Below are 21,269 nucleotides of genomic sequence, written 5' to 3'. Positions count from 1 at the left end.
TCACTTAAAATAGAAAGGGAAGAAATAGTGGTTGATGTAAATCGTTTTAAAAGTATGCAAATCACACTAGCTTCTCCAAGCAAAGTCCGTTCATGGTCTTATGGAGAAGTCAAAAAACCTGAAACAATCAATTACCGTACGTTGAAACCAGAACGTGAAGGACTCTTTGATGAAGTGATCTTTGGTCCTACAAAAGACTGGGAATGTGCTTGTGGTAAATACAAACGCATTCGTTACAGAGGGATTGTTTGTGACCGTTGTGGTGTTGAAGTAACGCGTACAAAAGTTCGTCGTGAACGTATGGGACACATCGAGTTGAAAGCTCCTGTATCTCATATCTGGTATTTCAAGGGAATTCCAAGCCGTATGGGCTTGACCCTTGATATGAGTCCTCGTGCCCTCGAGGAAGTTATCTACTTTGCTGCTTACGTGGTGATCGATCCAAAAGATACACCACTTGAGCACAAATCTATCATGACAGAGCGTGAATACCGTGAACGCTTGCGTGAATATGGTCAAGGATCATTCGTTGCCAAAATGGGTGCTGAGGCTGTCCAAGATCTCTTGAAACAAGTTGATCTTGAAAAAGAAATTGCTGAACTCAAAGAAGAGTTGAAAACAGCTACTGGACAAAAACGTGTCAAAGCTATCCGTCGTTTGGATGTTTTGGATGCTTTCCACAAGTCTGGAAACAAACCTGAATGGATGGTTCTTAATATCCTTCCGGTTATTCCACCAGATCTTCGTCCAATGTTGCAATTGGATGGTGGTCGTTTTGCCTCATCTGACTTGAACGACCTTTACCGTCGTGTTATCAACCGTAACAACCGTTTGGCTCGTTTGCTTGAGTTGAATGCACCAGGTATCATCGTTCAAAATGAGAAGCGTATGCTTCAAGAAGCAGTTGACGCTTTGATTGACAATGGTCGTCGTGGTCGTCCAATCACAGGACCAGGTAGTCGTCCGCTTAAATCATTGAGCCACATGCTCAAAGGGAAACAAGGACGCTTCCGTCAAAACTTGCTCGGTAAACGTGTTGACTTCTCAGGACGTTCTGTTATCGCCGTTGGTCCAACTCTTAAGATGTACCAATGTGGTGTGCCACGTGAAATGGCCATCGAACTCTTTAAACCATTCGTTATGCGTGAAATCGTAGCGCGCGATATCGTGCAAAACGTTAAAGCGGCTAAACGCTTGGTAGAACGTGGAGATGAACGCATCTGGGATATCCTCGAAGAAGTGATCAAAGAACACCCAGTTCTTTTGAACCGCGCACCTACCCTTCACCGTTTGGGTATCCAAGCCTTCGAGCCGGTCTTGATTGATGGTAAAGCCCTTCGTTTGCACCCACTTGTCTGTGAAGCCTACAATGCCGATTTCGACGGTGACCAAATGGCCATCCACGTACCGCTTTCAGAAGAAGCTCAAGCAGAAGCTCGTATCTTGATGCTTGCTGCTGAGCATATCTTGAATCCTAAAGATGGTAAACCAGTTGTTACTCCATCTCAGGACATGGTTTTGGGTAACTACTACTTGACCATGGAAGAAGCTGGTCGTGAAGGTGAAGGAATGGTCTTCAAAGACCGTGACGAAGCTGTTATGGCTTACCGTAATGGTTATGTTCACCTTCACTCACGTGTTGGTATTGCAACAGATAGCCTCAACAAACCATGGACAGAAGAGCAAAAACACAAAATCTTGCTTACAACTGTCGGTAAAATCCTTTTCAACGATATCATGCCAGAAGGCCTACCTTACTTGCAAGAACCTACAAATGCGAACTTGACAGAAGGTGTTCCAGATAAGTACTTCTTGCCACTAGGTGCAAATATCAAGGAAGCTATTAGCAAACTTGAAATTAACGCCCCATTTAAGAAGAAAAACCTTGGAAATATCATTGCTGAAATCTTCAAACGTTTCCGTACGACAGAGACTTCTGCCCTACTTGACCGTATGAAGAACCTCGGTTACCACCACTCAACACTTGCAGGTTTGACAGTGGGTATTGCCGATATCCCAGTCGTTGAAGATAAGGCTGAAATCATCGAAGAATCACACAAACGTGTAGAACAAATCACAAAACAATTCCGTCGTGGTATGATCACAGATGATGAACGCTATAATGCTGTTACAGCTGAATGGCGTGCTGCCCGTGAAAAATTGGAGAAACGTTTGGTTGCCAACCAAGATCCTAAGAACCCAATCGTTATGATGATGGACTCTGGAGCCCGTGGTAACATCTCGAACTTCTCACAGCTTGCCGGTATGCGTGGTCTGATGGCTGCTCCGAACGGACGTATCATGGAATTGCCAATCCTTTCAAACTTCCGCGAAGGTTTGTCAGTACTCGAAATGTTCTTCTCAACTCACGGTGCTCGTAAAGGTATGACCGATACGGCCCTTAAAACAGCCGACTCAGGTTACTTGACTCGTCGTTTGGTTGACGTTGCCCAAGATGTTATCATCCGTGAGGATGACTGTGGAACTGACCGTGGTCTCTTGATCCGTTCTATCACTGAAGGTAAAGAGATGATTGAGTCTCTCGAAGAGCGTCTCAATGGTCGTTACACTAAGAAAACTGTTAAGCATCCAGAAACTGGTGCAGTTATCATCGGTCCAAATGAATTGATTACAGAAGACAAAGCACGTGAAATTGTCAATGCTGGTGTTGAAGAAGTAACAATCCGTTCCGTATTTACATGTAACACTCGTCATGGTGTCTGCCGTCATTGTTATGGTATTAACTTAGCGACTGGTGATGCGGTTGAAGTTGGTGAAGCAGTTGGTACAATCGCTGCCCAATCTATCGGGGAACCTGGTACACAGCTTACAATGCGTACCTTCCACACGGGTGGGGTTGCCTCAAATACCGATATCACTCAAGGTCTTCCTCGTGTCCAAGAAATCTTTGAAGCCCGCAATCCTAAAGGGGAAGCGGTCATCACAGAAGTCAAAGGGGAAGTTACAGCAATCGAAGAAGATGCTTCAACTCGTACTAAGAAAGTCTTCGTTAAAGGTGAAACTGGCGAAGGCGAATACGTGGTACCATTCACAGCACGTATGCGTGTAGAAGTTGGAGACCAAGTTTCTCGCGGTGCAGCCTTGACAGAAGGTTCTATCCAACCAAAACGTCTCCTTGCTGTACGTGATGTCTTGTCAGTTGAAACCTACCTACTTGGTGAAGTACAAAAAGTATACCGTAGCCAAGGGGTAGAAATCGGAGACAAACACATCGAGGTAATGGTTCGTCAAATGATCCGTAAAGTCCGTGTCATGGATCCAGGTGATACGGATCTTCTCATGGGTACTCTCATGGATATCAACGACTTTACAGATGCTAACAAAGATGTTCTTATCGCAGGTGGAGTTCCAGCAACAGGTCGTCCAGTCCTAATGGGAATCACAAAAGCCTCACTTGAAACAAATAGTTTCTTGTCAGCTGCTTCCTTCCAGGAAACAACTCGTGTCCTTACAGATGCAGCTATCCGTGGTAAGAAAGACCATCTCCTTGGTCTCAAGGAAAATGTTATCATCGGTAAGATTATCCCAGCTGGTACTGGTATGGCTCGCTACCGTAACCTTGAACCACAAGCAGTCAACGAAGAGTCACTCCTTGCAGATTCACAAGAAGAGCAAGTAGATGTCCTAGTTGAGACTGTTGAAACAAGTGAATAATCTACTCATCTAAAAGAGGGGAACTTCCCTCTTTTGGTGTGTGTTGGTCATGAAAGTGTAATGTATATTTTCCTAAAAAAATAGGAATATTATGGAATTAAAACATATTAATTTCATTTTGAAAAAAGTGAGCAAAAAGCTTTGCTTTTTAGACTTTGTCATGATAAAATAAGACAGTCGCATGTTTAGGATTTTGTAAAAAACAATGCATAAATGATAAAAAAATATACTCCCAAAAGGGGAATGGAGGAAAAAATCGTGAAAAATGATTTGTTTAACGACCGAATCAGTCGATTCTCGATCCGTAAACTTCATGTAGGAGTTTGCTCGGTCCTACTTGGAACGTTAGTGATGCTCGGAACTGCCACAGGTGTTGGTGCCGATGAAGTGACGGAAGAACAACAAGCTGATGGTGTTGCAGCAACGACAGAAGTCGGTAAAGCTGAAACTCCAGTTGTGGCTGAAGCAACAACAGCTAAAGAAACTACAACAGCTAAAGAAGTAACTTACCAAGCAGAAGCAGCTCCTGCAGTTTCAACTGAGGTAAAACCTGAGCTTAAAACTGAAACATTAGCAGCTTATGTTGCTGAAGTTGAAGCAAACTTGGCAAATGGTAAATACAGTAACAAGACAGATGAGAGTGTAGAAGTTCTCAAAGCAAGTCTTGCAAACGCTCAAAATGCTCTTGCAACTGCTACAAGCCAAGCTGAATTGGACGCAGCTTACCAATCACTCGTAACGACTGTCAATGCGAAACTTAAAAACAAGGAAGTAGCTAAAGTAGAAAAACCAGTAGTTGAAACTCCTGCTACAACAGAAGCAACTACTGGAAAACCAGCTGAAAACACAGCACCAGCCAAAACTACAAACGCAATCGCAAATACAGGGGAAAATGACCCTCGTAATGGTAAAGAGATTGATAAGAATACTGCCTTCCGTGCAGATACTGCAACAGCTACTGGAATTGGTGCAGACGTTGTAGACGCAACATCAACTCCAAAGGTTGAAAAACCTGGCTTTACAACAGATGTTGATGCCAAATCTATGACTAGCCAGATTACATGGTTGGACTTTGGAGATGTTGCTAACTGGAAGGGAGCAAAAACAGTCCTCGTTCCTAAAAATGACCAATATCCTGATAAAGATTTAGAAGAAAAACTAGCTCTTCAAGTTGGCGCTACTTATACCAAGGAAATCATGCCTGGCTATGTAGTTACGGTAAAAGTCAAATCCTTGAAGCCTTTCCAAGCGACTGAAATCTACAAAAAACGGATGGAAGACCAAGGGGCTACAGAAGCTGAAAAAGCAACCTATGATCCAAATGCAAAAAATGGCTATGTAAAGGGTGTTACTTCAACAGGGGCTAAAAAAGCTTTTAACGATGGCATGGAAGCCGACGTTGTCGCTGATGCTCAAAATAATTGGACTGAAATTAGATTTGAAAATGTTGATACGAAAACCAAGAAGACTACCATGAGTTCAGCTATGAATGGTGGAAATATTGGAGTTCAGTTTGAAATCTCTGCGACCTTCCGTGGTAAGACAGTTAAGCCAGCTATTGTTATGGCTGATGGGGAATCTGCTAACCCTGGTGAATTTGTTATGTTCACTACCAATGGAGGAGGTTGGCAACACCTTGGAGAATGGAAAAAGTCTACCAGACCATCCACCTCTGAAACTTACGTTCCGCAAGATACAGATAATCTTTTGGGGTCTAAACCTAAATATAATAACATTAACCTAAGACAACTTCGTGATTCTGATCAAGTTGGACCAGAAAAGAAACCAGTAGCTTGGAAATATTTCGGAAATCCTGACCAAGTAACTGGTGGTCTTGGGACTGGTGTCTTTGGACCAAACATTTCTGCAGGTAATTATACTGTTCCACTCGTGATGACACGTGGTGCCTCTGAAGTTGGACTTTACATCGCTTCGGGTGGTAAACAGTCTGCTATGCTAGGATTCTTCCCACTTGATGAAGGGGATGCTCCTGAGTCATACGGTAAGGCAGTCCATACCATTGCAACTGTTGACGGTGTTACTGGAGCTAAAGTAAATCAACCGTATCTTGGTAGCGTGAGCCCAGATATGGATGAGAACACAACTCTCGACTGGTTCGGTGATGACAACTCAACTACGGCCGATGAAGGAATTAACCAATTGCTTCCGGATGAACTCAAAGGGACAACCAATGAGATGATCAAGATGGACCGTACACGCCCAGGGAACTACAAGATGTCAGTTCAAGCCCATTTGGATGGAGCTTCAGAAGCACATATCTATGGTTGGGTAGACTTTAACCAAAATGGTAAATTCGATGAGGATGAACGCTCAAATCTCGCTACAATCACACAAGATGGCACTGTTGAGTTGACCTTTGCAAACAGCAAGACTTACATCGATCCTAGCGTCAACGAGCTTGGTGCTCGTGTCCGTATTGCTAAGAAAGCTACTGAGATTGAAAGTCCAACGGGTATGGCCTTTTCAGGGGAAGTAGAAGACTTCAAGACTCAAATCACCCACCCACCTAAAGGGGAATTTAAGGAAACTTCTGGTCCTCAAGCTACTAAACAAACAGCAACAGTAACCTTTACAGCACGTGGAGAGCACAAGTATCAACGTAACTCTCAGGCAGTCATCGACGAAACTGTAGAACCATACATCGTTGATAAAGATGGCAACCGTGCAACTCTTGATGCAGATGGTTACTATGTCGTTCCAGGTCAAGGTAAATACAAGATCACTGCCAACGGTAAAGACGTAGACGTTGAGTTTATTCCTGAGGATAACTTCCTAGGAACTGCAGATGGTATCTCTATCCGTCGTGTAGATAACAATGGTTACGATACGGGTTGGTCATCAAAATTCCCAGACAAAGAAGCAAACATTGATGGTCAGTTGAATACCATGGATGGTCAATATGTTCCAACTGTAACACCGATTGACATTGAAGGAGTTGACAAGACTTCTAAAGATATTCAAGGTGCGACTCAAAAAGAAACACCAACCTTTAACACAACTGCGTCTAACGCAAAAGGTGACAAGATTTCCATCACCCCAAGTGCAGAATATCCTGCTAAGTTGGTAGACCCAGCAACTGGTCGTACTATTGATGCGACATCTGTAACAGTAGCAGGAGAAGGAACTTACACTATCAATCCTACAACTGGTGAAGTAACCTTCACTCCAGAACCAAGCTTTACTGGTACAGCCAAAGGTGTGGAAGTTACATTGTCAGCGCCAGTTGGTCGAAATAAAGACGGTAAGATTCAAGAAGAGTACATTAAGACTGCTACAGCTAAGTACACACCAACTGTGGTAGGAGTAACACCAACCGCAACACCAGCAGAAACAAAAGATATTCAAGGTGCAACTCAAACAGGTAAGCCTGAATTTAAGGGTGGTACAGTTGAAGTTAACGGTGTTGAGAAGACTGTTGAAATCAACGAAGATGTTCCAGCAACATTTGACGATGGTTCAACAATTAAAACAGTAGAAGGCGTTGGTACTTACACAGTAGCAGCAGATGGTACAGTTACATTTGTTCCAGAAAAATCATTCGTAGGAACTGCTCCAGCAGTGACAGTTGTCCGCGAAGATAAGAATGGAACAAAAGCTTCAGCGACATACACACCAACAGTATTACCAGTAACACCAACTGCAACACCAGCAGAAACAAAAGATATTCAAGGTGCAACTCAAACAGGTAAGCCTGAATTCAAGGGTGGTACAGTTGAAGTTAACGGTGTTGAGAAAACTGTTGAAATCAACGAAGATGTTCCAGCAACATTTGACGATGGTTCAACAACTAAGACAGTTGAAGGTGTTGGTACATACACAGTAGCAGCAGACGGTACTGTCACATTTGTACCAGAAAAATCATTCGTAGGAACTGCTCCAGCAGTGACAGTTGTCCGCGAAGATAAGAATGGAACAAAAGCTTCAGCGACCTACACACCAACAGTATTACCAGTAACACCAACTGCAACACCAGTTGAAACTACAGATATCCAAGGTGCTACTCAAACAGGTAAGCCTGAATTCAAGGGTGGAACTGTAACGGTTGATGGCGTTGAGAAAACTGTTGAAATCAACGAAGATGTTCCAGCGACATTTGACGATGGATCAACAACTAAGACCGTTGAAGGTGTTGGTACTTACACAGTTGCTCCAGACGGTACTGTCACATTTGTACCAGAAAAATCATTCGTAGGAACTGCTCCAGCCGTGACAGTTGTCCGCGAAGATAAGAACGGAACAAAAGCTTCTGCGACATACACACCAACAGTAACACCAGTTAAACCAACAGCTGAAGATGCAACATCAACTGACAAACAAGGTCAAAAACAAACAGGTAAACCAACCTTCACACCAGGTAATGAAAATGTCCCAATGGATGATGATACACCTGCAACCTTTGAAGATGGTTCAACAACTAAGACAGTTGAAGGTGAAGGAACTTACACAGTAGCACCAGATGGAACTGTTACTTTCGTACCAGAAAAATCATTCACAGGTAAAGGAACAGGCGTAACTGTTAAACGTGTAGATAAGAATGGTACACCAGTTACAGCTAAGTACACACCAACTGTAACTCCAGTAACTCCTACAGCAACTCCAGCTGAATCAGAAGCACCTCAAGGTGTCGTTCAAACTGGAACTGTAACCTTCACAGAAGGTGATCCAGTAGCACCAATCGACAAGGATACCATTACTCTCCTTGATGAAAACGGTCAACCAGCTGCATCAGTAGTCGCTAAATCACCAGAAGGGAAAGAAATCGGTACTTTCACAGTCGATAAAGAAACAGGCCTTGTAACCTTCACACCAACTGATAAATCTTACTCAGGTGAAGTCGTTCCAGTTAAGGTTCAAGCTAAAGACGCCAACGGCACTCCGGCTGAAACAACATACACACCTAAGATTACTCCAGTTGTGCCAACAGCAGAACCGGCAACATCAACAGATATCCAAGGTAAGACACAAACAGGCAAACCAAACTTTACAGAAGGTAACCCAAGTGTACCAATGGATGATGATACACCTGCAACCTTCGAAGATGGTTCAACAACTAAGGTAATTCCAGGTGAAGGAACTTACACAGTAGCTCCAGACGGAACCGTTACATTTGTACCAGAAAAATCATTCACAGGAACAGGAACAGGCGTGACTGTTAAACGTGTTGACAAGAACGGTACACCAGTTACAGCTAAGTACACCCCAACTGTAACTCCAGTAACACCAACAGCGGAACCAACAACATCAACAGATATCCAAGGCAAGACACAAACAGGTACACCAACCTTCACACCAGGTAACCCAGATGTGCCGATGGATGAAGATGTTCCAGCTACATTTGAAGATGGTTCAACAACTAAGGTAATTCCAGGCGAAGGAACATACACAGTAGCCCCAGATGGAACCGTTACATTCGTACCAGAAAAATCATTCACAGGAACAGGAACAGGCGTGACTGTTAAACGTGTTGACAAGAATGGTACGCCAGTTACAGCTAAGTACACACCAACTGTAACTCCAGTAACTCCTACAGCGGAACCAGCTACATCTATTGGACCAAAAGGTAAAGAACAATCTGGTAAACCAACCTTTACACCAGGTAACCCAGATGTGCCTATGAATAATGATGTTCCAGCTACATTTGAAGATGGTTCAACAACTAAGACTGTTGAAGGAGTTGGTACATACACAGTAGCTCCAGATGGAACAGTAACCTTTAAACCAGAACCAGAATTTACTGGAACTGCTCCATCAGTGACAGTTGTGCGTGAAGATGTTAACGGAACAAAAGTTTCTGCAACTTACACACCAACTGTAACCCCAGTTACTACGTTTGTAGACAAAGATGGTAAACCAATTCCAGGTAACCCAACAGAAGACGGTGAACAACCTAAGAAAGATATCCCAGGTTACCGCTTCGTTGAAACTAAGAAATTGCCTAACGGGGATACAGTCCATGTCTACGAAAAAGTAACAACTTCATATGTTGATGAAAATGGTAAACCAATTCCAGGCTACCCAACAGAAGATGGCGAACAACCTAAGAAAGATATTCCAGGTTACGAGTTTGTGAAGACAGTTGTTGATAAAGATGGTAATGTCCAACACATTTACAAGAAGAAAGTGACACCAACTCCAACACCAACGCCAACACCAACTCCAACACCAACTCCAACACCAACTCCAACACCAACGCCAGCACCAGCACCAGTGCCAACGCCAGCACCAACACCAGTGCCAACGCCAGCACCAGTGCCAACGCCAGCACCAACACCAGCTCCGGTGCCAGCACCAGTTCAAGAAAAACCAGCCCCAGTTGCTGAAGAGGTCGTTTGGACAACTGACCAATTGCCAAATACTGGTACTGAAGATCATGCTAGCCTTGCTGCCCTTGGTTTAGTAGGTGTCTTGAGTGGATTTGGACTTATCGCTCGTAAAAAGAAAGAAGACTAATCTGACTTTTAAAGATAGGAATAGTTAACTTTCTACTTAAAAACTAGTACATCATTAGATGTACTAGTTTTTTTAATCTCTTTGCTGCTTGTTTTAAGGATAGAACTATGCTACAATCTTGTAAAGCAAACAAGGAAGTCAAACGATGAAAAGTGAATATCAAAAAATGATTGCGGGAGAACCTTATCACCCGTTCGATCCAGAACTTCGTGCTCTAGCACAAATAGCACGACAAAAGCAAGCCTCATTTAATGAAGAAGTCGATCCAGTAAAAGGTTTGGAAATCATCAAAGGATGGTTTGGCTCAACTGGTGAAAATCTCTATGTCAATACTCGTTTGATGGTTGATTATGGTGTCAATATCTATTTGGGAGAGAATTTTTATTCCAATTGGAATTTAACCATGTTGGATGTTTGTCCGATTACCATTGGAGACAATGCCATGATTGGACCCAACTGCCAATTTTTAACCCCTCTTCATCCCCTTGATCCCGACGAACGAAATTCTGGGATAGAATTTGGGAAACCCATTACGATTGGGAAAAATTTCTGGGCAGGTGGTGGAGTCATTGTCCTACCGGGTGTTACTTTAGGTGATAATGTTCTTGCAGGAGCAGGAGCAGTTATTACTAAGTCGTTTGGCGACAATGTAGTCCTTGCAGGAAATCCAGCACGAGTTATCAAAGAAATTCCAGTCAAAAAAAACTAAAAGAACAGCGAAAAGCTGTTCTTTTTATTTGTAAATGATTTTACTTATCAATAGTGCTAAGTAGGTTTAAGAAAATTTTCAGAAAAAATTTAGGTTATTTTTAGGGAGTTTCTATAGAATGATACTAAGTAAAATGAAGATGAGGAAACTAGTATGAAAACAAAAAAATGGACTTTCTTATTAACGACGATTGCTACTCTGTCTCTGGTGACGGCATGTGCCCAGTCAACATCAAATTCAACAACTAGCAATACCGCAACAAGCACCACATCAACTACAAACGCTAAGAAAACTAGCTATTTTACGGATAAAGACTATGATACTTCTTACGATGAAAAGTCTGCATCAACTGTAACGCTGTCAGGATCAACAGCGACAGTATCTGGTGACGGAGTTGCCGTATCAGATTCTACCGTCACAATTTCTAAGTCTGGTACCTATGTGATTTCAGGTCAATCTGACGGTGTTCAAATCAAAATTGAAGCTGAAAAGACTGATGATGTACATATTGTTCTAAATGGCGTTACCATGACCAATACTAATGCAGCTATTTCTGCCACATCAGCCGGTCATGTTTACTTAACTCTAGCAGATGGTACAACCAATAGCCTGTCAGATTCAGCAACGAATAGTGATGAAAAGGCGGATGCAGCACTCTTCTCTAAAGTGGACTTAACCATCAACGGTAAAGGAACTCTCAATGTAGATGGCAAGAAAAACAATGCTATCAAGGCTAACGATACACTTCACATCACAGGTGGAACCTACAACATCACAGCAGTCGGAGATGCCTTTAATGTCAATGATGAACTTAACATTACTGGCACAACCATGACCGTAGATGCCAAGGAGGACGGTGTCAAGGTAGACAATGATGACGATACATCTGTTGGAACCATGTATCTCTCTGATAATACTATCACTGTTACTGCTGGTGATGATGGTATCCATGCATCAGGTGATTTGGTTATCGATAGCGGAACCTACACAGTTAAGAATTCTACAGAAGGTCTTGAAGGTAAGTCAATCACTATTAACGGTGGGGACATTACTATTTACGCGACAGACGATGGTGTTAATGCAGCCAACAAAAATGCCCAGCAAAGTGAAATCTTCTTCACCATGAATGGTGGGAACTTGACCGTTGAAGTTGGTCAAGGAGACACTGATCCGATTGACTCAAATGGGAATATCACTGTCACAGGTGGAACTATTAAGATGACTGGTCAAACAGGATTTGACTTTGATGGAACAGCTAGCTATACAGGTGGAGATATCTACCTCAATGGTGAAAAACAAACTGAAATCGTTAACTCTATTCCTGGAGGCGGAGGAGCACCTGGTGGTGCACCTGGTGGACGACCATAAAAGAAAATCTCCTTTCTCGAAAGAGAAGGGAGATTTTTATGATATTAGGATGAGAAAGAATTATTCTCCGTCTTTTTTAAAGATGTTTTTCACGCCAGATACTGCACCTTCGACAGCTTCTTTAGCATCTTCAGCAACTTCTTTAGCTTTTGAAGCTACTTTTTCTGCAGCTCCTTCCGCTTGAGTTTTAGTATCGCCAGTAAGTTTACCAAAACTTTCTTTGACAGAACCTTTAGCTTGGTTGAATTTTTCTTCGATTGACATGGGGGATACCTCCGTTAATTTTTTGTATTATCTAAATTACATCAGATACTAATTTAAGTATATACCCTTTTATGCTAAAAAGCAAAAAACTGATACGAAAAGCATCAGTTTATTTTTTTAATAGGTTACAACATTCAATTGACCTTTATCATATTCAGCAATAAAGATATTTGAGACTTCTTCGAAACCTTCTTCTTTCAATTTCTCAGTTAGCCACTCCTCGGATTTGCCAATGGTTTCTAGGATTTCAACTTGGACAACACCATCGGTAATGAGAGGATATTTTGGATTTTCGTCACCCATTCTTACGACAATCAGCTGTCCGTTTTGCTCAATCACAGCTCTCTTGACATCCTTCAATTGGAAAATTCCTTGAGAGCGCAATTTAAGAGCAACATCAGCCGCAGCTAGACCTTTTGTGCGACAGGCTTCAGGATCTAACTTACCATTTTTGATGATAATAGTTGGTTTCCCGTCAATTAAGTGTTTGAAAAAGGAAATATTGGTATTCAACCATTTAAGGAGCAGGATGAGAATAGTCCAGATGATTAAGATTGTTACGTATTGGATGATGGTAATCGAGCTATTGTAGATAACCCCACCGATAATACCCCCGAGAACAAAGTTCTGGATTTGATCTACTGCAGAACTTGGTGCTAAATTTCCTTTACCTGTTACGTTAATAACAAAAACAAGAGAAAGTAGCCCCAAGGCTAATTTAATTGCAATTGTAGCAAAAAAGCTTATCATTTTTCAACCTCCACGAGTTCCACATCTGATTTATAGAGTTCCATCTTTTCTAATAAATAGCTATCTTGGTCAGTCCCACTAATGGCACGATAAAAATTGTCACCTACTTTAATAATCGCCCCATCAGTCACTGCTGATGTGTTGACATAAACATTTTTCTTATCAACACCTAACTCTTTTGATACAATTTCGATGAAGTGCAAGGAACTACGAAATTGATTATCATTGGATTGGTTGTTTTGAAGATTCGTAATGCTAATCAATACAAAAGCAATTAACGTCAAAATAGAAATGAGCGATAATTCACGGAACTTACTCCCTCTTTTATCTTTGAAAGCCTTAAATGCAAAGAATCCAGTCACAATCACTAAGAGCGTCGACACAATAATCATGACCCAATCCTGTTGACTGATCTGGCTTAGAACATAGTCATATGAATAGAATTTCATAAGAACCTCCCTTTTTCAAATTCAATCTATTATAAACTAATTCCTAAGTTTTAGCAATTTTGTTAGTAGAGGAAAAAGCATTTAATTGTTGTTTCCTACTTAAGGTAGGTTTTTTATGATTTGACTTAGCCTCCCGTCTTGACTTTCGTTTGGCTTTTGTTATAATAGTAAAAATTTAGAGGAGGTATTCTATGATTCAAAAACATGCTATTCCTATTTTAGAGTTTGACGATAATCCTCAGGCAGTCATCGTGCCGAATCACGAAGGCTTGGATTTACAGTTACCAAAGAAGTGCATCTATGCATTTTTGGAAGAAGAGATTGACCGCTATGCTCAGGAAGTAGAAGCAGATTGCGTAGGGGAGTTTGTTTCTGCCACTAAGACCTACCCGGTTTATGTCATGGACTACAAAGGTGAAAAAGTGTGTCTTGCCCAAGCGCCTGTCGGTTCCGCTCCAGCGGCCCAGTTTATGGATTGGTTGATTGGCTATGGTGTGCAGCAAATCATTTCCACTGGTACTTGTGGAGTCCTAGCCGATATAGAGGAAAATGCCTTTCTCGTCCCTGTTCGCGCTCTGCGAAATGAGGGGGCCAGCTACCACTATGTAGCGCCTTCTCGTTATATGGAGATGCAGATTGAGGCTATCTCTGCCATTGAGCAAGTCTTGGAACAACTAGGCATTCCTTATGAAGAGGTTATGACTTGGTCGACAGATGGTTTTTACCGAGAAACAGCTGAAAAAGTTGCCTATCGTAAGAAAGAAGGCTGTGCAGTTGTGGAGATGGAGTGTGCAGCTCTTGCAGCAGTTGCCCAGCTTCGAGGAGTCGTTTGGGGTCAACTTCTATTTACAGCCGACTCTCTAGCGGATTTAGAAAATTATGATAGCCGTGATTGGGGTGCAGAAGCTTTTAACAAGGCCTTAGAACTATGTCTTGAAATCGTTAGTCATATGTGACTGCTTTAATTGTTTTTATGGTACAATGTAACTATGTTATTCAAATCATTTTCGGAAAAAATAAACACGACCTTGGGACGTTTATCACCTGCTCGTCGAATTTTTTTAAGTTTTGCTTTGGTTATTTTCGCAGGCTCTCTCCTTTTGAGTCTGCCATTTGTGCAAGCAACAAGCTCCCAAGCGACCTATTTCGACCATCTCTTTACAGCAGTATCCATGGTCTGTGTGACAGGACTCTTTACTCAACCAGTAGCTACTACATATAACATCTGGGGTCAGTTAATCTGTATGTTTTTGATCCAGATTGGTGGTTTGGGTCTCATGACCTTTATAGGGGTCTTTTATATTCAAAGTAAGCAAAAGCTCAGCCTTCGTAGCCGTGAAACAATTCTGGAGAGCTTTAGTTATGGAGAAACTCAGTCTTTAATGGTTTTCATACGTTCGATTTTCTTGACGACTTTTATCGTTGAAGGACTCGGAGCCTTCCTGTTAAGTTTTCGTTTTGTTCCGGAATTTGGTTGGGGCCGAGGAATTTTTACATCTATCTTCGTAGCTATTTCAGCTTTCTGTAATGCTGGTTTTGATAATTTTGGAAGTACAAGTTTAGTAGCTTTTCAAACTGATCCTTTGATTAATCTAGTGCTTGCTGCTTTGATCATCACAGGTGGTCTAGGGTTCATGGTTTGGTTTGACCTGGCCACGCAGTTGAGCAAGAAAAAACGTCGGCTTCGCTTCCATACCAAGTTGGTTCTCTTCTTGACAGCTGGAATTTTATTTACTGGAACAGTTTCAACCCTCTTGATAGAGTGGAACAATCCGGGAACGATTGGAAATCTCAACTTCCCAGATAAATTGCTAGTCAGTTTCTTCCAAACTGTCAGCATGCGGACGGCAGGCTTCGCTTCTATTGATTTTACTCAGGCTAGGCCTGTTACTTTGCTGATTTATATCTTACAAATGTTTCTCGGTGGGGCGCCTGGTGGAACAGCCGGGGGGCTTAAAATCACAACCTTCTTTGTATTATTAGTATTTGCACGCAGTGAGCTTTTAGGCTTGCCTCATGCCAATGTAGCTCGAAGAACAATTTTACCTCGGACAGTCCAAAAATCATTCAGTGTCTTTATTATCTTCTTGCTAACTTTCTTGCTGGGCTTGATCCTGTTAGGGGTAACAGCAGAAGGGAATCCGCGCTTTATCTACATCATGTTCGAGACAATTTCAGCGCTTGCCACGGTCGGAGTGACTGCCAATCTGACACCAGAGTTAGGCAGATTAGCTCTTAGCATTATCATGCTACTGATGTTTATCGGACGAATTGGGCCACTGACACTATTAGTTAGTTTGGCTGAGTATCAACCAGATAAGAAAGATATGATCCACTATATGAAAGCAGATATTACGATAGGATAAGAAAGGATAAACTATGTCAGATCGGACAATTGGAATTTTAGGTTTGGGTATTTTTGGGAGTAGTGTACTTACCGCTCTCGCTCAGCATGATATAAATATTATCGCCATTGACGACCATGAGGAACGAATCAATCAGTTCGAACCAGTCTTGGTACGTGGAGTTGTTGGAGATATTACCGATGAAGAGCTCTTACTCTCAGCAGGAATTGATACCTGCGATACAGTTGTGGTGGCAACTGGGGAAAATTTAGAATCTAGTGTGCTTGCAGTCATGCATTGCAAGAGTCTAGGAGTACCAACTGTTATTGCTAAGGTTAAAAGCCATACAGCAAAAAAAGTCCTTGAAAAAATTGGTGCAGATTCAGTTATTTCACCAGAATATGAGATGGGTCGTTCGTTGGCACAGACTATTTTATTTAATAACAGCGTTGATGTTTTTCAGTTGGACAAAAATGTCTCGATAGTCGAAATGAAAATTCCAAGGTCGTGGGCAGGTAAGAGTCTAAGTGAACTTGATCTTCGAGGACAATACAATCTCAATATTCTTGGTTTTCGTGACTATGAAAATGCTCCCTTGGATGTTCAATTTGGGCCGAATGATCAATTGAAAGCTGATGGCTATATGATGGCAGTAATCAATAACCAATATTTGGATAATCTAGCACACCTCAATGATTAAAAGAGAAATGACCATTCTTTTTTCCTATTGAGCCAATATAAGTATTTTATAAGAAGGATTTAAGAAAAATTTTAACTTTTTCTTAATCCTTTTTAATTTTAGGAGATTATACTAGAGCTATCAAAAAAAGAAAACTCTAAGGAGAATCCTATGAAATTCAATCCAAATCAGAGATATACTCGTTGGTCTATTCGCCACCTCAGTGTAGGTGTTGCTTCAGTTGTTGTGGCTAGTGGCTTCTTTGTCCTAGTCGGTCAACCAGGTTCTGTACGTGCAGATGTCGTCAATCCGACACCGGCCCAAGTCATGCCAAACGACACTTCGGTGAGTTAAAAGAGCGACTTACCAACAGAGGCTCTAAAAAAAGCAGTCGATGTAGTTCTTCCTTCAGAACAGTCTGTTCCAACACCTCAAGCAAGTGTGGATACGACAAGTTCTTCAGAAAAAGCGGACGAAACTGCTAAAGAGCCAGTAGTAGCACCAAAAGAAGAAGTGCAAGCACAACCTGACTCTAAGAAACCAACAGAAGATGCAGTTAAACCTGTGGAAGATCCTATGTCTACAGCTTCTGGACAAGACCGCGAAGCCAGTGAAGCGCAACCAGCGACCACTCCAGCTGAAGTGCAAAAAGGTGTGGCCGACAACACCAAAGACACAGTAGAAGTCCCAGCTTCTTACTTGGATAGAGCTAATTTCCCAGGTCCATTCACAGCCGGAGTCAACCAAGTGATCCCATATGAATTCTTTGCCGGTGACGGTATGTTGACTCGTTTGATTCTGAAGGCATCAGACAAGGCTCCATGGTCAGACAACGGTTTAGCAAGAAATCCTGCTCTCCCACCAGTAGAGAAATTGGGCAAAGGTCTCTACTTCTATGAAGTAGATTTAGCAGGCACCCAAGGCAAATCTGATAAAGACTTGCTTGACCTCTTAAAACAAAACGGAAGTTATAAAGCTACAATTAAGGTGTACGGTGCGAAAGATGGTAAAGCAGATTTGAGCAACCTCGTAGCGACTAAGGATTTGACAGTGAATTTGAACGGACAACAGTCCCCTATTCCGATGCAGTCAGGCTTTGCTCCATCTTCTAATGGTTCAGCTATGCCGACTCCAATGATAAATAGTCATCAAGATGCGTCTAATATGAAATCTCAAATGCCAGCTGCTAGCCAGGATAAGATGATGCCTAGCAAAGAGCAGGACAAAACCATGAACGCTAGCCAGCCAATGGCAACACCAAGCATGAAACAAGACCAAGCTCTAGCAGCCTCAAGCAAAGCGTCTGATGAAGGCAAGATGGCATCTAATAACAAGGTGTCAAGTCCAATGATGGTTGATCAAATGAAAGACCAAAAAGACATGCTTCCATATACCGGTGAAGCCCAAACCGCAATGGCTACTCTTGGATTCTTTGGACTCGCCTTGGCCGGTCTTGTTGGATTTTTGGGTTGGAAAACCAAAAGAGAAGATTAAGGTTCAAATCATTTAAACATTACGGAAAATAGTGTTATACTAAAGCAAGCATAACACTGTTTTTGTCAAAGGAGTGTCAGATGAAAAAGACAATTTTGTTGGTTGATGATGAGATAGATATTCTAGATATTCAAAATCGTTATCTTTTACAGGCAGGCTACGATGTTTTAGTCGCCCATGATGGTAAGGAAGGATTGGAACTTTTTAGAAAAAAACTATCGACCTCATTATCACAGATATCATGATGCCTAATATGGACGGTTATGATTTCATCAGTGAAGTTCAGTATATTGCTCCTGATCAACCCTTTCTCTTTACAACTGCTAAGACAAGCGAACAAGATAAGATTTATGGATTAAGTTTGGGGGCAGATGATTTTATAGCTAAACCGTTTAGCCCACGGGAATTGGTTTTGAGAGTGAATAATATCTTGTGCCGCCTTAGTCGTGGCGGAGAGACCGAGCAAATTGAGTTTGGTGACTTAGTGATCAACCATGTGACTCATGAGGTTCGCATTGGGGAACAGCCTTTGGAATTGACAGTGAAATCTTTTGAACTTCTATGGATATTAGCTAGCAATCCTGAGAGAGTCTTTTCAAAGACTGAACTTTATGAGAAGGTATGGCAAGAGGACTATGTGGATGATACCAATACACTCAATGTTCATATTCATGCTTTGAGACAAGAGTTGAGTAAGTATACGAATTTAAACACTCCTGCTATCAAAACTGTTTGGGGATTGGGCTATAAGATGGAAAGACCGAGAGAAAAAAAATGAAATTAAAAAGCTATATTTTAGTGGGGTATCTAGTTTCGACTCTACTAACGATTTTGGTTGTTTTCTGGGCAATCCAACGAATGTTGATTGATAAAAGTGAAGTTTACTTTCTAGTTGGAATGACCTTGATTGCTAGTTTCATTGGCGCTGCAGTGAGCATCTTTCTTTTGTCGCCCGTTTTCTCTTCTCTGAAACATTTGAAAAAACAAGCTCAGGATATAGCAAGCAAGGATTTCAGTACAGAAATCGAAACCAAAGGCCCATTAGAATTTCAAGAGCTAGGCCAGGCTTTTAATGACATGTCCCACAATTTGCAGGCTACCTTTCAATCACTTGATGAGAGCGAGCAAGAAAAGAGAATGATGATTGCGCAGCTCTCTCACGATATTAAAACTCCCATTACCTCCATTCAGGTTACTGTGGAGGGAATTCTAGATGGAGTGATTAAAGAAGAGGAGCGGTTCCACTATTTAACCACGATTGGTCGGCAAACTGAGCGTCTAAACAAGCTAGTGGAGGAATTGGATGTTTTGACTCTTAACAGACAACCTCAAGATACTGCTGATGAAGAAGTCGAAGAGGTCTTTTTAGATCAGCTGTTGATTGAGTCAATGAGTGAATTTCAACTCCAGATTGAACAAGAGGAGCGTGATGTTTACATTCAAGTATCACCTGAGTCGGCGAAAATCAAGAGCCATTCTGACAAACTTTCTCGTATTCTGGTCAATTTGTTAAACAATGCCTTTAAATATTCAGAACCAGGAACCAGAATCGAGGTTCTTGCTCAATTAACAGAACAAGAGCTGACAATCAGTGTGAAAGACGAGGGGCAGGGTATCCTTCCTGAAGATTTGGGAAAAATTTTTAACCGATTGTATCGTGTAGAAACTTCACGAAATATGAAGACAGGTGGGCATGGATTAGGTCTTGCGATTGCACAAGAATTGGCCCATCAGCTTGGTGGCAAAATCACAGCAGAAAGTCAATATGGCTTAGGAAGCAAGTTCACATTCTGCCTTAATTTGAAATAAAGGCGTAAAATCTCTTTACAAATCGACGGATTCATGATACAATAGCCTTTGTGTGAAATAGCAGCAGGCAAGCATGAAGCTCGTCAACAGGTGTCTTATGATAAGTAACCTTGGCTGTTTAGGCGAAGGGCATCTGCACGAATCAGGGCTTTCTAAGTGACTATTTCCACCGAATATTATTTATATCAGGAGGACATACATATGTCACGTTATACAGGACCATCTTGGAAACAAGCTCGTCGCCTTGGCCTTTCACTTACAGGTACAGGTAAAGAATTGGCACGTCGTAACTACGTACCAGGTCAACACGGACCAAACAACCGTTCAAAATTGTCAGAATACGGTTTGCAATTAGCTGAAAAACAAAAACTTCGTTTCACATACGGTGTTGGTGAAAAACAATTCCGTAACTTGTTCGTAGAAGCTACAAAAATCAAAGGTGGAATCCTTGGTTTCAACTTCATGCTTCTTTTGGAACGTCGCTTGGATAACGTTGTTTACCGTCTTGGTCTTGCGACTACTCGTCGTCAAGCACGTCAATTCGTAAACCACGGTCACATTCTTGTTGACGGAAAACGCGTTGATATCCCTTCATACCGTGTAACTCCAGGTCAAGTGATCTCAGTTCGCGAAAAATCATTGAAAGTTCCAGCTATCCTTGAAGCTGTTGAGGCAACTCTTGGACGTCCAGCATTCGTATCATTCGACGCTGAAAAATTGGAAGGTTCATTGACTCGCTTGCCAGAACGTGATGAAATCAACCCAGAAATCAACGAAGCACTTATCGTTGAATTCTACAACAAAATGCTTTAATTTTAAGAAATATCTTACGAAAAGCCTACAACAGTGGGCTTTTTGTTTTACACTTTAAATCAAGATCTCTCCTATTTTACAATAAAAAGTTAATAGTGTTTTATCTTATATAAAGAGTAAGTTTATTAGATGGTAGTTAATATGTAGGAAAAGATAAAAACAAAAATTTTACAAAAAATGAGAAAAACCAGTTGACAAGCGTCAAAAAGTAGGTATAATAGAAAGAGTTGAAAAGCTCAGGGTCCGTTGGTCAAGGGGTTAAGACACCGCCTTTTCACGGCGGTAACACGGGTTCGAATCCCGTACGGACTATGGGTGTATCGCGGTTAAGGTTGATAGGATTTTAAAAAAGTTAAAAAAACCTGTTGACAGAGAAAAATGACTGTGATATACTAATATAGTTGTCGCAAGCGCGACAAAGACCTTTGAAAACTGAACAAGAC

Annotated in this window: 13 protein-coding genes, 1 tRNA gene and 2 pseudogenes; 13 read left to right on the top strand and 3 right to left on the bottom strand. The window is 41.7% G+C overall.

Annotated features, from left to right (window positions below; genetic code table 11):
• Positions 1-27 precede the first annotated feature (27 nt).
• The 4 genes from rpoC to ACTO1Y_RS08155 all read left to right on the top strand — a co-directional run bounded on the left by rpoC (position 28) and on the right by ACTO1Y_RS08155 (position 12,223).
• Positions 28-3,675: a DNA-directed RNA polymerase subunit beta' gene (rpoC, locus tag ACTO1Y_RS08170; protein ID WP_441348887.1), complete on the top strand. Its 3,648-nt coding sequence runs from the start codon at positions 28-30 to the stop codon at positions 3,673-3,675.
• 243 nt (positions 3,676-3,918) lie between these two features.
• The gene (locus tag ACTO1Y_RS08165) at positions 3,919-10,146 is read left to right on the top strand and encodes a CshA/CshB family fibrillar adhesin-related protein (RefSeq protein WP_441348886.1); all 6,228 of its coding nucleotides are present in this window, start codon (positions 3,919-3,921) and stop codon (positions 10,144-10,146) included.
• A gap of 145 nt (positions 10,147-10,291) precedes the next feature.
• The gene (locus tag ACTO1Y_RS08160; RefSeq protein ID WP_441348885.1) at positions 10,292-10,855 is read left to right on the top strand and encodes a sugar O-acetyltransferase; all 564 of its coding nucleotides are present in this window, start codon (positions 10,292-10,294) and stop codon (positions 10,853-10,855) included.
• A 153-nt stretch (positions 10,856-11,008) separates the two neighbouring features.
• Positions 11,009-12,223, top strand: a complete 1,215-nt coding sequence (locus ACTO1Y_RS08155) for a carbohydrate-binding domain-containing protein (RefSeq protein WP_006151006.1) — start codon at positions 11,009-11,011, stop codon at positions 12,221-12,223.
• A gap of 60 nt (positions 12,224-12,283) precedes the next feature.
• On the opposite strand, the gene ACTO1Y_RS08150 is transcribed toward ACTO1Y_RS08155, so the two are convergent.
• From ACTO1Y_RS08150 to ACTO1Y_RS08140, 3 genes are all read right to left on the bottom strand, one after another.
• Positions 12,284-12,487 carry a CsbD family protein gene (locus ACTO1Y_RS08150; protein WP_006151004.1) on the bottom strand — a complete coding sequence of 68 codons (204 nt, stop codon included), beginning with the start codon at positions 12,485-12,487 and terminating at the stop codon, positions 12,284-12,286.
• A 117-nt stretch (positions 12,488-12,604) separates the two neighbouring features.
• Positions 12,605-13,237, bottom strand: a complete 633-nt coding sequence (locus ACTO1Y_RS08145) for a DUF421 domain-containing protein (protein WP_441348884.1) — start codon at positions 13,235-13,237, stop codon at positions 12,605-12,607.
• The gene (locus ACTO1Y_RS08140) at positions 13,234-13,686 is read right to left on the bottom strand and encodes a DUF3290 family protein (protein WP_006147789.1); all 453 of its coding nucleotides are present in this window, start codon (positions 13,684-13,686) and stop codon (positions 13,234-13,236) included. The genes ACTO1Y_RS08145 and ACTO1Y_RS08140 overlap by 4 nt, the downstream gene beginning before the upstream one ends.
• Positions 13,687-13,877: 191 nt before the next feature.
• Between ACTO1Y_RS08140 and ACTO1Y_RS08135 the strand changes: the two genes are divergently transcribed.
• From ACTO1Y_RS08135 to ACTO1Y_RS08095, 9 genes and pseudogenes are all read left to right on the top strand, one after another.
• Positions 13,878-14,642: a nucleoside phosphorylase gene (locus ACTO1Y_RS08135; RefSeq protein ID WP_441348883.1), complete on the top strand. Its 765-nt coding sequence runs from the start codon at positions 13,878-13,880 to the stop codon at positions 14,640-14,642.
• A gap of 33 nt (positions 14,643-14,675) precedes the next feature.
• Positions 14,676-16,052, top strand: a complete 1,377-nt coding sequence (locus ACTO1Y_RS08130) for a TrkH family potassium uptake protein (protein ID WP_441348882.1) — start codon at positions 14,676-14,678, stop codon at positions 16,050-16,052.
• A gap of 13 nt (positions 16,053-16,065) precedes the next feature.
• Entirely contained in the window at positions 16,066-16,731 is a 666-nt protein-coding gene (locus ACTO1Y_RS08125; RefSeq protein WP_254804375.1) for a potassium channel family protein, read from the top strand.
• Between the two features lie 150 nt (positions 16,732-16,881).
• Positions 16,882-17,820, top strand: a pseudogene (locus ACTO1Y_RS08120) (SSURE domain-containing protein); the annotation flags it as partial.
• Positions 17,794-18,204 carry an LPXTG cell wall anchor domain-containing protein gene (locus ACTO1Y_RS08115; RefSeq protein WP_441348908.1) on the top strand — a complete coding sequence of 137 codons (411 nt, stop codon included), beginning with the start codon at positions 17,794-17,796 and terminating at the stop codon, positions 18,202-18,204. The pseudogene ACTO1Y_RS08120 and the gene ACTO1Y_RS08115, both read left to right, overlap by 27 nt.
• 80 nt (positions 18,205-18,284) lie before the next feature.
• Positions 18,285-18,982 (top strand): annotated as a pseudogene (locus ACTO1Y_RS08110) (response regulator transcription factor).
• Entirely contained in the window at positions 18,979-20,013 is a 1,035-nt protein-coding gene (locus ACTO1Y_RS08105; RefSeq protein WP_025170046.1) for a sensor histidine kinase, read from the top strand. The pseudogene ACTO1Y_RS08110 and the gene ACTO1Y_RS08105 overlap by 4 nt, the downstream one beginning before the upstream one ends.
• Positions 20,014-20,214: 201 nt before the next feature.
• Positions 20,215-20,826: a 30S ribosomal protein S4 gene (gene rpsD / locus ACTO1Y_RS08100; protein ID WP_006151012.1), complete on the top strand. Its 612-nt coding sequence runs from the start codon at positions 20,215-20,217 to the stop codon at positions 20,824-20,826.
• A gap of 240 nt (positions 20,827-21,066) precedes the next feature.
• A tRNA-Glu gene (locus ACTO1Y_RS08095) sits at positions 21,067-21,138 on the top strand.
• Positions 21,139-21,269: the final 131 nt, after the last annotated feature.

It is taken from the genome of Streptococcus sp. V728 (assembly GCF_052077995.1).
In the GTDB taxonomy this organism is placed as follows: domain Bacteria; phylum Bacillota; class Bacilli; order Lactobacillales; family Streptococcaceae; genus Streptococcus; species Streptococcus infantis_B.
Note: the sequence above shows the minus strand (reverse complement) of the source record. Positions and strands in the feature narration are given on the sequence as shown.